This is a genomic window from Geothrix sp. (assembly GCF_020622065.1).
GTDB lineage: Bacteria > Acidobacteriota > Holophagae > Holophagales > Holophagaceae > Geothrix.
In genome coordinates, this window is record NZ_JAHRYQ010000002.1 from 621466 (window position 1) to 635620 (window position 14155).

At 55.1% G+C, this 14155-nt stretch carries 17 protein-coding genes; all 17 read left to right on the forward strand.

The window, feature by feature from the left end; translation table 11 throughout:
- The first annotated feature begins 100 nt into the window (after positions 1-100).
- Positions 101-487: a hypothetical protein gene (locus QZ647_RS12260; RefSeq protein ID WP_291272438.1), complete on the forward strand. Its 387-nt coding sequence runs from the start codon at positions 101-103 to the stop codon at positions 485-487.
- A 625-nt stretch (positions 488-1112) separates the two neighbouring features.
- Positions 1113-1568 (forward strand): hypothetical protein, encoded by a 456-nt coding sequence (locus QZ647_RS12265; RefSeq protein ID WP_291272439.1) that lies wholly within the window; start codon positions 1113-1115, stop codon positions 1566-1568.
- 170 nt (positions 1569-1738) lie between these two features.
- Positions 1739-2122: a hypothetical protein gene (locus QZ647_RS12270; RefSeq protein WP_291272440.1), complete on the forward strand. Its 384-nt coding sequence runs from the start codon at positions 1739-1741 to the stop codon at positions 2120-2122.
- A gap of 401 nt (positions 2123-2523) precedes the next feature.
- Entirely contained in the window at positions 2524-2961 is a 438-nt protein-coding gene (locus QZ647_RS12275; RefSeq protein ID WP_291272441.1) for a hypothetical protein, read from the forward strand.
- Positions 2962-4129: 1168 nt separating this feature from the next.
- Positions 4130-4603 (forward strand): hypothetical protein, encoded by a 474-nt coding sequence (locus QZ647_RS12280; RefSeq protein WP_291272442.1) that lies wholly within the window; start codon positions 4130-4132, stop codon positions 4601-4603.
- Positions 4604-4779: 176 nt separating this feature from the next.
- Positions 4780-5616 (forward strand): hypothetical protein, encoded by an 837-nt coding sequence (locus tag QZ647_RS12285; RefSeq protein WP_291272443.1) that lies wholly within the window; start codon positions 4780-4782, stop codon positions 5614-5616.
- 772 nt (positions 5617-6388) lie between these two features.
- Positions 6389-7093, forward strand: a complete 705-nt coding sequence (locus QZ647_RS12290) for a hypothetical protein (RefSeq protein ID WP_291272444.1) — start codon at positions 6389-6391, stop codon at positions 7091-7093.
- Positions 7094-7453: 360 nt separating this feature from the next.
- Positions 7454-7963: an isochorismatase family protein gene (locus QZ647_RS12295; RefSeq protein ID WP_291272445.1), complete on the forward strand. Its 510-nt coding sequence runs from the start codon at positions 7454-7456 to the stop codon at positions 7961-7963.
- Between the two features lie 192 nt (positions 7964-8155).
- On the forward strand, positions 8156-8731 hold the full coding sequence (locus tag QZ647_RS12300) for a PAS domain-containing protein (protein WP_291272446.1): 576 nt from the start codon (positions 8156-8158) through the stop codon (positions 8729-8731).
- Between the two features lie 194 nt (positions 8732-8925).
- Positions 8926-9267 carry a hypothetical protein gene (locus tag QZ647_RS12305; protein WP_291272447.1) on the forward strand — a complete coding sequence of 114 codons (342 nt, stop codon included), beginning with the start codon at positions 8926-8928 and terminating at the stop codon, positions 9265-9267.
- 184 nt (positions 9268-9451) lie between these two features.
- A complete protein-coding gene (locus tag QZ647_RS12310; protein ID WP_291272448.1) occupies positions 9452-10198 on the forward strand; it encodes a class I SAM-dependent methyltransferase in 747 nt (248 codons plus the stop codon).
- 127 nt (positions 10199-10325) lie between these two features.
- A complete protein-coding gene (locus QZ647_RS12315) occupies positions 10326-10628 on the forward strand; it encodes a hypothetical protein (RefSeq protein WP_291272449.1) in 303 nt (100 codons plus the stop codon).
- A 139-nt stretch (positions 10629-10767) separates the two neighbouring features.
- Positions 10768-11631 carry a methyltransferase domain-containing protein gene (locus tag QZ647_RS12320; RefSeq protein ID WP_291272450.1) on the forward strand — a complete coding sequence of 288 codons (864 nt, stop codon included), beginning with the start codon at positions 10768-10770 and terminating at the stop codon, positions 11629-11631.
- Positions 11632-11845: 214 nt separating this feature from the next.
- The gene (locus QZ647_RS12325; protein ID WP_291272451.1) at positions 11846-12199 is read left to right on the forward strand and encodes a DUF1801 domain-containing protein; all 354 of its coding nucleotides are present in this window, start codon (positions 11846-11848) and stop codon (positions 12197-12199) included.
- A 201-nt stretch (positions 12200-12400) separates the two neighbouring features.
- Positions 12401-12721: a DsrE family protein gene (locus QZ647_RS12330; protein WP_291272452.1), complete on the forward strand. Its 321-nt coding sequence runs from the start codon at positions 12401-12403 to the stop codon at positions 12719-12721.
- A 180-nt stretch (positions 12722-12901) separates the two neighbouring features.
- Positions 12902-13432, forward strand: a complete 531-nt coding sequence (locus tag QZ647_RS12335) for a DUF664 domain-containing protein (protein ID WP_291272453.1) — start codon at positions 12902-12904, stop codon at positions 13430-13432.
- Between the two features lie 95 nt (positions 13433-13527).
- Positions 13528-14103 carry a DinB family protein gene (locus tag QZ647_RS12340; protein WP_291272454.1) on the forward strand — a complete coding sequence of 192 codons (576 nt, stop codon included), beginning with the start codon at positions 13528-13530 and terminating at the stop codon, positions 14101-14103.
- Positions 14104-14155 lie beyond the last annotated feature (52 nt).

Sequence of the window (14155 nt, forward strand, 5' to 3'; positions counted from 1 at the left end):
CTGCATTGCCTTTCGCTCTCTCTCAACTTCTCGCTACCTCGGCTTCGTTCGGCGCCTCGGTGCAGGCGTGGCCGGTTAGTTCCATTCGTTAGGCCGCACCATGATCGCTCTCGAAATACTCGGAACCTTGGCTTACCTCGCGTGGGGGTTGTTCACCTTCTACACCGCCTTTCAAATCTTCAAACTCTGCTGGCCAGTTCTCAAAAATGATTGGTTTTGGTTTGCGACTAAATCCGCTTACTACAAAGGAATGTTTCTCGGCCTTGGTAGTTTCTTCCTTGTCATGCTCCCCGTTGCTTGGCTTGGGCAGGTGGGCATATTGATTCCAATGGTCGTACAGGCCATCATCGCCCTGAAGCAAACGCACAACAAATCAATGCCGTCGCTAGATAGGGCCGTTTGGTACGGTATGCCCTTCTTCATGCTTCCACTTTGGCTCACGGTCCGTCAGGGGCAGAAACTTGGCGAGATCCCACGCGCGGCCTAACCCTCCGCTCAACTCGGACCCCGCCCGCATTGCCTTCCGTTCTCTCTCATCTTCTCGCTTCCTCGGCTCCGCTCAGCGCCTCGGTGCAGGCGGGGCCGGTTAGCTTCATTCGTTAGGCCGCCCAACCAGCGGAGTACGCTCTAAATTTTAGGCCTGCATCGAATCGTTAGGCCTCAGTTCTTCCAAAACCCGCTCCATCCGCGTTTTTTTGGTCTGCCCATTCAAATTGCCTCGTTCAATAGCTCCGCGGTAAAATCAGCAATTACATCCATCTCAAACCGGATTAGGCGGATTACGAACATCTTCGTCCTCGCCGTCCAAGTTTAGTTAGGCCTCGAAGAGCCACACTTCACATCGCTTCAGGCACTTCACATTTCCCACTTGTCTCGCAATTCTTTTGTTCCTTCAATCGTCTGCTCGGTTTCCTGGTCGTCTCGGTCCATGCCGCGGCAAACCTGGCGTCTCGGCCTAACCCTCCGCTCAAGTCGGACCCCGCCTGCATTGCCTTCCGCTCTCTCTCAGCATCTCGCTATCTCGGCTCCGCTCGTCGCCTCGGTGCAGGCGTGGCCGCTTAGCTTCATTCGTTAGGGCTCATCCCCAATTTCATTCCAACACGGTGTCATTCATGTTCATTCCCATTTTCGCTTTGCTCGTGCTGAACCAGAGTCAACAATCATTAGTAAATCCTGAAATGCGGGATTCAGCCATCCGACTGGAAGCCAAAATTTCTTCGACCGGTGGGGCTGGGGCTGTCCTTCTCATCTCAAGGCCTGACAGGACGCATCTTTCTTATGCCTTCTTACCCCGGGGCAATTGGCCCGTTACCCTCTTCGGTGAAACGCAGCCCTTTGCGCCGGCCTCACAGCCTAAAATCAAATTCATTAAACCAAGGCCATCAAAATCAGATCCTGTATCACCCATCGTATTCACAGAAGTCATTCCAGAAGAAACCACCGGCATTAAGTTGAAGTTCGATCCAAAGGATTTGAATTCTGAATCTAGAGAGGTGGTTGTCCCTCCTGTTGGCCAATCAAGTGTAATTATCGAATTTTATTCACCCGCCAAACTTTTTGCGAGATAACCTTCGCCCTAACCCTTAGCTCAACTCGGACCCCGCCTGCATTGCCTTCCGCTCTCTCTCAGCTTCTCGCTTCCTCGGCTCCGCTCAGCGCTTCGGTGCAGGCGGGTCCGGTTAGCTCCATTCGTTAGGCGTGCATCATAGGAATCAAAATGAACAATAGGATTCGAACCATGTTCCTTCTCGCGACTTTCTGTACGCTTCTTTTCGCAATGAACTGCCAACAGCCTTCATCTGAACGCACCTCTGCCTATAGAGGGCAGCAAATTACCGAATTTAATGAATCGGTCGCTAATTCCCTCCCCGTTATCCAAGATGAATCGGCGCTCAATGGGCGCAGGTACTCAGTGATCCAAGATCTTGAAAATGTTTGGCCAAAGAGAACCGGCGAAACCTTAGAGAAGGCCAGTGCTGTAGCTGGTCTTCGGTACCAGGCATGGAAACTAAAGGCCGATGCTCTAATATTTATTGGTATCTCCACCAAATCCACGACTCCGGATAAGAATGGTTACATTGAATTCATCGCACGAGGGAAGGCTATAAAATTTCTAAAGTAATCCGTGCATGCCTAACCCTTCGCTCAAGTCGGACCCAACCTGCACGGCCTGCTTTCCTCTCTCTTCATTCGTCCTTCTCAACTTCGTTCAGCTTTTCGGCTGCAGGTCGGGCCGCTTAGCTTTATTCGTTAGGCCTCGAAAAGCCACACCTCACATCGCTTTAAGGCACTTCGCATTTCCCACTCGTCTCGCAATTCTTTCGTTCTTTCAATCGTCCGCTCGGTTTCCTCGTCGTCTCGGTCCATGCCTCGGCAAACCTGGCGTCTCGGCCTAACCTTCAGCTCAACTCGGACCCCGCCTGCATTGCCTTCCGCTCTCTCTCAGCTTCTCGCTTCCTCGGCTCCGCTCAGCGCCTCGGTGCAGGCGGGTCCGGTTAGCTCCATTCGTTAGGCGTCGCATCGATGGCCTCTGATTACCAGCAGAACATCCAAACTAGCCAATTCCTCGAACTGGCCGAAACGAAATTCGCCGGTGAAAGCAAGGTCTCACTCTATGTTCAGGGATGGGAAGACGGCGACCACTACCTTGAACTATGTAATGAAAATGGTGGTGTCGTCCCTTCAAGACACGAGTTGTTCAAAACCTTGCCATTCCACTACTCCGGCCCCAATTGGTCCGAAACCCTATGCCGGTTGAACCAATTTCTTTCCCACCCGCATCTCGGAACTGAATCCGGGGCTTACAAGTTCCCCTACGACATTTTCCTTTCAACTCCAGGAATGGCTATTGTCTACAACCCATTGCTCCTTGCTCTTCGTCAATACAAGCCCACCATCCACGAGCGCCTCTTCGGGCTGGCTTTACCCGCCTGGCAGAATGAAAGCCAACCATCCTTTTGAATGGCGAACCGCCTAACCCTCCGCTCAAGTCGGACCCCGCCTGCATTGCCTTCCGTTCTCTCTCAGCATTTCGCTATCCCGGCTCCGCTCATCGCTTCGGTGCAGGCGTGGCCGCTTAGCTTCATTCGTTAGGAGCTTTCGCCTCATGGCATCAGCTGGGAACGACCGATTTTTATTGATGTTCACTCCAGAGCAATGGACGCCCCTAGAACAATTCATCCGATTCATGGGCCCACCATTCCCTGTCAACAGACCTCTATCACATTCGGTTCGCTCATGTGATAGCCACATTAGGAAATTCAAAATATTGGCAAATCTAGCAAATCGTCTATACCCAGGCATCGACGAGGATCTGGCCGAATTGAAGGAGAATGGGTACACAAGCAACGCCCGGAGCAACGAGTACTCAGCTGTAGTCGAAACTCTTGCATGCGAGCTATATGCCGCTTTAGATTGCCTAAGAACAACTCTTTATCACATATACAGAAATGTACAAGGAATACAAAACAGCTCTACCAAAAAATTGTTCGATAAGGCCATCTCTTCCTCCTATGGAGTCGGATTTCCGGAAACAATCAGACTCCTCCTATCTCAGGCTGCGGACGATTGGTTCCCAAAGCTCCGTAAATTAAGAACTGAGCTCACACATGGCGGTACTGGTTCGTGCCACAAAGACAAAGTAAGCACTCAAATCAGGTATATTCACGAGGGCCTCGGAGACGGCTATAGAGCATACATAATTGACAATATTCATTCTGAAATCAATGCTTTCGCATCAGGAACTCTAAATCTGATTTATTCCATTTTTCAGCAACTGTACAACCAGCTAGACCCATCTGATACCACTCAATTCTGTGGAATTTATAAGGGTAGAGTATATTCTAGGACGGCTATCCCAGAACAACCACCGACTCAATCAATGGGCACTTGCACCGCTTATTCATGGTTCAACAATGAACCCGATTTAGCTTGTCCGCTTCGTGAAGAGTGTGGTGCATACAAACGGGCCCACGCACGCTCCTAACCTTTCGCTCAAGTCGGACCCCGCCTGCACGGCCTCCCGCTCTCTCTCAACACTTCGCTATCTCGGCTCCGCTCATCGTCTCGGTGCAGGCGCGGCCGCTTAGCTTCATTCGTTAGGCAGGCTTCGATGATTCTCCGAACTTCGATGGCAGCCATTCTCATCGCGGCCCCAGTTTCACTGAGGTCGCAAGCACCACCTGTTAAATACGATGAGCATTCTCCGATCAACAAGTTCATCCCATTCGGAAGAGACTTTTTCAAAAGCCATCGGGGATCTGTCCTTCGTCATTGGATGGAGAAATACCACAACTCGAATTCAGAGCTTGATGGTGAATGGCACACGGAACTACATCGCGGCTTCCGATTCGAATTCATTCGAGGCGATCGCTACACCAAAGATGAACTGGGTAGCGTCGTCATTACAGATCCAACGATTCCGCTCCCACTTGGATTGGCGCTCGGTGACAGCAAGGAGAAGGTTCTGAAAATCCTGGGACCAGCTGCAATCACCAAAGAAGATTCATTCGAGTACGAACTCAGTTTTGAAATGTGTTTCCTCACCATGCGGTTCACTCGGGGGCGCCTAATCGAAATCGAGATCTCGTATGATCACGAGTAAGAATAACGCACACCATTACTGTATTCAGGCCTGCCTAACCCTCCGCTCAACTCGGACCCCGCCTGCATTGCCTTCCGCTCTTTCTCTTCATTCCTCTTCCTCGGCTTCGTTCGTCGCCTCGGTGCAGGCGGGGCCCGGTTAGCTTCATTCGTTAGGCGGCTCTTCTAGAGGTCCCTATGAGTTCTCCCCTCGCACTTCTATGGCTAGAGTTATGTATAGGCACAAATTCCATCGGGTTTCTTTACTCACAGCCTTCGGGGTTGATGGAAACGCCAGTAGTTATTGAAGGCAAGTCAACCCTCATCCATGTTCAGAACCCAAGGCCAGGAGAGAAGAACGAGTACTTTGACCTCGCGGATTCTACCGAGTGGTTTCGACCAGTCCAGATGTGCAAGGCTAGATTGGAATACCAGGCCTCCCTGGCAAAGCGTCTAGGTGAAGGTGGGCTCCTTCAACGAGGTCTACTGGAACGGCAGTACGCTTTGTACGCTGCCCAAGTGGGAAAACCTTCAAGGCGGGAATCCGAAAATGGCCGCCTCGTGCTCGATGGGCAGATTGGAAAGCAAAGGCCTGTCAACGCTTTGGAATGGTTGCTATTCCAACACCAGGCGAACCGATATCCCATGATTGAGCACCCAACCGAATTCTCTGCATACATCCTCAGAGGAAACGGCCGAATCCATGTCTACATGTCCGGTGGCGATACCATCGGTACAAAGCTAAGGCATGAGGTCACAGAAAGGGTCGCCCTTGACGTAAAGGCGGGTATGGACCTCATCACTCACTTGCACAATCATCCTTTCATGTTCGACCGCCAACCAGGAGATCGCCTCTATACCACTGAGGATTCACGAACCGATGTAGGTGGTGCACTCGCACCAAGCCTTACCGACGTGCAGGCTCTTCGACGCATGCACAATGACTTCGGATTGATAGGGGCCACAATCACAAACGGCCTGGACACATATGAGTTCAAAGCCGCTGAATTCGATCGTTTATCGGCCTGGGACTGAACTTGTATTGTGGTAATAGGATGTTTGTTATCCACAGCCGCCTAACCCTCGGCTCAACTCGGACCCCGCCTGTCTTGCCTTCCGCTCTCTCTCAGCATTTCGCTATCCCGGCTCCGCTCAGCGCCTCGGTGCAGGCGGGTCCGGTTAGCCTCATCCGTTAGGGCTCCTTTCAACGGAGAATTCAACATGACCAGTTGGCGCATCACACCAATCCTTTTAGGCCTTCTCTCTCTTTGTGCTTGCACAGGGCCAGTCGTGGTTCGCTCACATGTTTCCGGGGGCTATGTTCGTGCTCAGGGCTACAGCCGAGAGGAAAACTCGCGGGTCTTGGCCGAACTTCGAATTTTCGGGTCCGTCGATGCAGATTCCGTCCAATTCCAGGAAGAGACCCCACAAGGTCTGAATATTGAATACCAACCAGACCAAGTCACTGTCAGATGGGTGGTAGCCGAGGGGCGGATTGGTAAATGGAACAAGGCGCCTTACTTCGTGCTTGGCCGAAGTAAGGATCGTCCATTCAAGGTACGGATAGACTGCCAAACCAAGTCTTCAGTTCTAGTCGAGGCTTTTAGTGTCCCACCCGTTCGCCCCTAGAAATTCCTTCTTCACTTGCAATCGCCCTGGTCGCCCTAACCCTGCGCTCAACTCGGACCCCGCCTGCATTGCCTTCCGTTCTCTCTCAGTTTCACGCTTCCTCGGCTCCGCTCAGCGCCTCGGTGCAGGCGGGTCCGGTTAGCTTCATTCGTTAGGCCTCACATTTAGGAGAGAAGCCATGCCGTTTGACTTGGCGTCCTTACTTTCAGCTGGTGGTGGAGGCGCAGCCGTTGCATTCGGATTCTATAAATTCTTCGGTACAAAATGGCTCGAGTCGAAATTCCAAGCCTCAATCGAAAAGCTCCGTCATCAGCAACGTCAGGAACTTGAAACATTTAAGATTTCTACAAATTCTTCTCTCGATCGGCTCAACAAATTGAACCAAAGGGAATATGAAGTTTTACCGAAAGCCTGGGAGTTATTAGTCCTTCTCCAACTTCATGTATCAAGATTTGTAGCTTCCTATAAAGAATCACCGGATCTGAAGAGTATGTCAGATCCCCAATTTGAAGAATTTGTAACCCAAAGTGATATGGCAGATTTTCAGAAAACCGAGCTGAGAATTGCACCTGATAGAAATAAATATCACCAAGAAATCACCTTTTGGCGCGAGTACAACTCAGCTCGTAATGCGTACAGCGACTATGCGAAATTTATAATGTTCAATTCCATCTTTTTCTCTCCCTCATTGAAAGATCTATTCAAAAAGGCCGATGAAGAATGTTGGGCGGCAATGTCTAGTCGAAAAATAGCAAAAGAGGCTGGCTCCTTCCCAGGACAGTACATGCAATTCTATGAACAGTGGGTAAAGGCGATGGAATCGTTGAAAAATTTAATGAATCAAATCGAAACTCTCGTCCAAGAACGTCTCAATCGAATCTGATCTTTGGTTCTTCGGCCTAACCCTCCGCTCAACTCGGACCCCGCCTGCAATGTCTTCCGCTCTCTCTCAACTTCTCGCTTCCTCGGCTTCGTTCATCGCCTCGGTGCAGGCGGGGCCGGTTAGCTCCATTCGTTAGGCCTCGAATAACAGGCTCGTCAGAACTCCGTTCGGCTGGTCAATTCGCCTGTTCGGCCGTTCTGCTTGACCTGGCCTAACCCTCCGCTCAACCCGAGTCCCGCCTGCATTGCCAGGCGCTCTCTTTCTTGCTCTGGCCATCTCGACTTCGCTCATTGCCTTGGCGCAGGCAGGCCCGGTTAGCTCACTCGTTAGGCGTCGAACCCTCAAAGACCAAAGGTGTAAATGAAAACCGCGCTACTCGTAGTTGACATGCAAATCAGCCTCATCGATGAGGGGCCGTGGAACTCCGAAGCCCTAATGAGCAAAGTAGAGAAACTGATTGAACTTGCCCGCCTGAATTCGGTTCTTGTTGTATTTGTGGTGGATCACCGCGTTGAACCCAATATGTCCCTGCACCCACGGATGCAAACCATATCAGGTGACCTTCATATAACAAAACATTTCTGCGATTCTTTTCTCGATACTCCACTGGATGAAGAATTACAAATACGAGGCATCAAGCACCTGGTGATCGCAGGGTTACAAACTGATTACTGTATTGATACTACCTGCAGACGAGCTGCTTCACTTGGATACACCGTCCAACTCGCAAGTGATGCACACTCCACCTTCCCGCACCATGATCTAAATGCGGAGCAAATCATCGCGCACCACAATTGGACCCTTCGGCATTTCTCGGCAGGGAAGGGCTCGGTTTCTGCTGTTAAAAGCGAGCACATCCATTTCGCCTAGCCTTCGTTCAACTTGAACGCTGCCGCTGCGGGGCGCTGTTCGCCCTTCCGCGCCGCTCGGGCAGCGCCGGTCAACTCCCATCGTTACAACGCCATCCAGCCACCCCGTCAATTCGGACAGGGAACTGCACCTATTTGCATTCGAATGATAAAATACTATTCGGTCGGCATAAGTGAATGAGGAGTTCTTGGGATGGTACAAACGCTTTCACAGATCGCACTACGAGTCGTAAATCACATCCCCGCAATGGTGGCCTATTGGGATCGTAGTCAAAGATGCGTCTTTTCCAATAACGCTTACCTCGAATGGTTCGGAAAGACGCCAGAGCAAATGGTTGGAATGACCATGAAAGAATTGCTAGGCCCCATCTACGAAAAGAACCTTCCCTACATACTTGCGGCGCTCAATGGCCAAAAACAGGTGTTTGAGCGGCGAATCCCACTACCTCAAGGTAACCATCGAGATACCATTGCCACATACACGCCGGACATCGTTGATGGAGAAGTTCTCGGCTTTTCCGTTCTCGTGGCTGATGTAACGCTACTTCGCGAACGCGAAGCAGCATTGGAGCAGGTCGTACGAGAGAAGGAAGAGGTCCTTGCCCAAGTCAGAGAACTGACTGGGCTCCTGCCGGTGTGTGCATGGTGCAGAAAAGTTAAAGACGACGACGGTTACTGGCTCCAATTTGAAGAATATGTGAAAGACCACTCAAAAGCAGAATTCACCCATGGAATCTGCCCGGACTGTAGTGGAAAGCTAAAAGAATGACCGAGCTCCTCGTTGTGCCAATCGGATCTTGACCCTCAGCTCAACTCGGCCCCGCCCGCACTGTCTCCCGTTCTCTCTCATCCTCTCGCTTCCTCGACTCCGCTCAGCGTCTCGGTGCAGGCGGGTCCGGTTAGCTTCATTCGTTAGGCCTCCCGCAAACCGCGAAACCAGCATCAACCAAGGTATAGGGCACCATGGCTAAATACCTGATCTCCTTCCCCAGTGCCGCGATGGTCGTTCCCTCCGGTGAGTTGGAGGCAGTGGGCCGCGATGCGCATGCCGTGATTGAAGAGGCGAAGGCCGCTGGCGTTTACATCTTCGGCGGTGGCATCGACGAAGATGTTCCGCCAGTGCTTGTTTCGGCCGATGGCTCGGTCGCCATGGGTGGTTACCCGTGGGCGCCCAAGCTCAATGGCGGGTTCACCGTGCTCGAGCTGCCCTCGCGCCAAGAGGCCGTCGCGTGGGCTGCACGCATCGCGAAGGCCTGCCGCTGTGACCAAGAGTTGCGCGTCTTTGGGTTCGACCCGCGGTCCTGAGGCCGCAGACCCAGATATAGGCCCAACCCTCAGCTCAACTCTGACCCTGCCTGCATTGCCTTCCGTTCCCTCTCAACTTCCCGCTATTTCAATTCCGCTCATCGCCTCGGTGCAGGCGGGGCCGCTTGGTTTCATTCGTTAGGCCGTGACCATATCGACTCACATCCATGAGGAGATTCCCGGAATGGACATCCCAAGGATCTTCAACATTGCCGAAAGTGCTCATCGCATTCATAACCCGTTGACACCAGGCAAGCTGGCCACCCTCGGCGTGGCGCTGCGCCTGGAATCGGGGGCTCGAGTCCTCGACCTCGGTAGCGGTTCGGGGGAGATGCTATGCACCTGGGCACACGATCACGGAGTCGTCGGCACCGGCATCGACATGAGCCGGTTGTTCACCGAGCAGGCGAAACGCCGTGCTGAAGAACTGGGCGTCGCCGATCAAGTCAAGTTCATCCACGGCGATGCCACCGGCTATGTCTCGGATGAAGGGGTCGATGTGGCCGCCTGTGTCGGCGCCACTTGGATTGCCGGGGGAGTCGCCGGCACCGTCGAGCTTCTGGCGCAGAGCCTGCGGACCGGAGGGATCATCCTCATCGGCGAGCCTTACTGGCGGCAGTTGCCGCCGACGAAAGAGGTTGCCAAGGGATGTCTTGCCAACTCAATCTCCGACTTTCTCCTGCTGCCTGAACTTCTCGCGTCTTTCGACCGCCTTGGCTGCGACATCGTTGAAATGGTTCTGGCTGACCAAGACGACTGGGACAGGTATGAGGCGGCCAAATGGCTCACCATGCGCCGATGGCTTGAAACCAATCCCGATGACGAGTCCGCGGAAGAGGTTCGAGCCAAACTGACCTCGGAACCCGGGCGCTACGCCGCTTACACGCGCGAATACCTGGGCTGGGGTGTATTCGCTCTGATGCCGCGATGAACCTAACCCATCGTTCAACCCGGCCGCTGCAGCCACTTCCCACCTTCACCCTCGTGCATTCCGATTTCTCCTTTTCCCCTATCATCCGGGAGGCGGCATCGCCGGTTGACTCCAGACATTAGGCGCTATGAACCCCCACGCCCATTCCCTAGGCAAACCGTTGCTATCCGTCGTGCTCATCACGGCGATAGGGCTCCTCATCCCTTTACTGGCCATGCAATTCACCCCCGGGGTTGCATGGACCGTTCTGGATTTTGGAACTGCCGCCGCCCTCTTGCTTGGGGCCGGCTCATCCATGGTTATTGTTTTCAAGCGTGTCTCCAGCCGCTTCTACCGCGGGCTCTTGATTGCCCTCATTGCTCTGGCACTGGCCATCGTTTGGATCGAATTGGCCGTTGGTCTTTTTCACTCGTTCACACCGAGCGCCTGACCCGCTCAAGTCGGACCCCGCCTGCACCGCCTTGGCTCAGCGCCTCGGTACAGGCCAAACCAGGTCGCTTCATTTGTTGGCAGACTGAGTCCCGTACGACGAACCAACATCAGTGTCTCAACCGGGAGGTGGCTTTCCTATGGCGGAACAGCAACCCTCATTCGACGCAGCGAAGTACAAGCACGCACAGCGGGAGCAATGGAACAAGGACGGTGCGGCGTGGCGGCACTGGAATCCCATCCTGGATCGTTGGTACGGGGTGGTCACCAGTCAAATGCTCGACCTCGCCCGGATTCAGCCAGGCCAGCGCATCCTGGACATCGCAACCGGGGCGGGGGAACCCGCGGTCAGTGCCGCGGAGCGGGTCGGCCCTGATGGCTATGTGCTGGCGACGGACATCGCGGAAGGGATCGCCGAGCTGGCGCTCCAGGTCGCCCGTGAACGAGGGCTCAGGCAGATGGAGACGCGCGCAATGGACGGCGAGAGCCTGGATCTCCCGGACGCGTCCTTTGATGCGGTGCTGTGCCGGCTGGGCCTGATGTATATGCCCCACCCGGTGACCGCGTTACGCGAGTGGCGCCGCGCGCTGAAGCCGGGTGGTCGGGTTGCCGTCGCGGTCTTTTCGACGCCGGACCGCAACAGCTGGGGGGCCCTGCCCGCTTCCACCATCCGTCGGCGAGCGCAGCTCCCGCCACCCGTTCCGGGACAACCGGGCCCCTTCAGTCTGGGCGCCCCGGGGGTGCTCGAAGGCGTCTTCCGCCAAGCCGGATTTACCGATCCCGAGGTTCGCGCCGTGCCGGTTCCCCATCGAATGGCCAGTTCGGCTGAGTATGTGCGGGTCGCCCGGGAAGCCTTCGGTGCGTTCAATGCCATGATGGCCCATCTGCCTCCCCAAGAGCGCGAGTCCGTGTGGAACGAAGTCGAAAGCTCCCTGCGCCCTTTTGAATCGCCGGGCGGGTTCGAGGCACCGGGGGAATGCCTTGTCGGTGCAGCCACGAAGTGATCGCCCCTGGCCCAACTCGAATTTCTCCTGATCGGCCACCGTCTCTCTCTCATCGCTTCCCTTCTTCGACCGCGCCCAATGCCATGGTGCAGGCGGGTCCGGTTATCTTTCCTCAGACCACTCACGAAAAAGGGGGCTGCGCGTGACAACGGAGAACTCGGGCCCCAAGCGGCACCACAGCCAAGCCGATACGACCAAGGCCGTCGATGAGTTCATGCGCAACCTGGATCACGCACACCCATCCGAGATCCAGGAGATTCGACTCGCGATTCTCAGTGCCGATCCGACCATTGCCGAGGGCATCAAGTGGAATGCACCCAGCTTCCGAACCACGGACTACTTCGCCACGACCAACCTGCGCGAGAAGACGGGGATCGGCATCATCCTTCACCTCGGCGCAAAGGTCCGGAAGTCGAGCTCGGACGGGTTAGCCATCCACGATGCCGACGGGTTGCTCAAGTGGCTTGCGAAGGACCGCGCGACCATCGTCTTCAGGGATAGGACGGATTTCAACCGCAAACGAAAGGCCTTCGTGAGCATCATCCAGCAATGGATTGCCTATGTATGATTCAAAGGCCCCATTCCACCGCGCCCTCCAGGACGGCCGAAGCCTCCCCTCACCTCGGACTCCGCCCACAGGATCTTCCTCCCGCCCCCGTCTTCCCGCGTGTTCGGCTTCGCTCAGCGCCTCGATGGAGGCGGATCCGGTTAGCTTCATTCGCCAGGCCGATTCCAAAGAAAGCCACACCCCCTCCGACGGAGTTCCAACATGAAGATCGGGATCATCCTCGAAACCAACGAACCCGAAAAGGCCTGGAATGGCGTCCGATTCGCCAATACCGCATTAAAGCAGGGCCATGAGGTCAAGCTGTTCCTGATGAGTGCCGGCGTTGAAGCCGAATCCATCACCCATGAAACTTACAATGTGCGCCATCAGCTCCATGACTTCGCTGAAAACAAGGGGGCCATCCTGGCCTGCGGCACTTGCATCAAGGGTCGAAACCAGGCCGAATCCGAGGTTTGCCCGATTTCCACGATGGTCGATTGCCTCGACATGGTCGTTTGGGCCGATAAGGTTGTCACATTTTAAGATGGAAACCTCATGGCCTCAGCCTCGGCCTGATCCTCCCCGCAACTTGAACCCCGCCCGCATGACCTGCCACTCTCTCTCAGCTCGCGGCCTCCCAGCCCCCTCTCATCACCTCGGTGAAGGCGGATCGGGGCTTTACCCGCTAGGCGGCCCCCACCCATGCGGCATCAGGATCGGCCCATGATTCCGAATATCATCGCCCCTACTCCCGGCTACACCCCCGGCCTAGGCCGGCTGGTCTGCATGCTCACCCATGTTCGGCACACCCTCCTTTCAGCAGTCGGGGGCCTTTCGCCTGCAGAATTCGACCACCTTCACGATCCGGAAAGCAACTCGATCGGGGCCCTCCTGGCTCATGCCGCAGCGGTCGAACATTGGTTTCAGATCCTCACATTCGAGGGGTACGAACCTTCGGATGACGACATCGCCGACCGGCTGCCCGCTCTGGATCTCGGCGAGAGGGGTCGGCGGGAGATCCGGGGCCGGGAGCTTCTGTTCTATTTGGATGAATTATCTCGGACGCGACAAACGACACTCGCCTCGCTGGCCAAGCAAGACGATCAGTGGCTCGAAAGCAAATTGGCGGCTAAACCAGACTGGAACGCCCACTGGGCCTGGTTTCATGTGATCGAGGATGAGATCGGTCACTGCGCTCAAATCCGTTGGTTGCGCGCGCGCCTGCCTCAAAATCCTGGCGCCTCGGCCAGCTAACCCTCGGTGTCATGCAGGCTCCGCCCACATCACCTGCCACCCCGGTGGCCTTCTCCGAAGGGTTCGTCCAGAGGCTGCGGCAGTAGAATGCCCTCATGACCCCACACGAGCCCTCCCTTGATGACATCGTGGCCATTCTGGCGCGCACCCCCGCCAGCCTGTCGGCCATGCTTGAAGGCCTGCCTCAGGCCCTGGTGACCGCGACCGAAGGCGACAAGACCTGGTCTCCCTATGATGTGATCGGCCACCTCATCAACGGCGAGCGCGTCAATTGGCTCCCGCGTGCGCGGCACATCCTGGAGGGTGAGCCCCGTCCCTTCGATCCGTTTGATCGAACGGCCCAATTCACCCAGAGCCAGGGCAAGCCGCTATCAGAGCTGCTCAAGACATTTGAAGTGCTCAGGCGGGACAATCTGGCCGCTCTCGCGGGAATGAACCTTACGGAGGCAGACTTCAACCGCGTGGGACAGCATCCAGAACTCGGTGAAGTCACTTTGGGTCAACTGCTCGCCACCTGGGCCGTGCACGATCTCGACCATCTCGGTCAAATCGCTCGAACACTGGCAAAGGTTCACGCCCATGCGGTCGGTCCCTGGGAGCAGTATCTCTCGATCTTGAAGGATCGCCGGCACGAGTCTGTTTCCAATCAGGCTGGGGCGAACAAGGCCTGATCCCTCGCGACAGCAGATCCAGGCGCCAGGTCCCGATCCGCTGAGGCCCCTT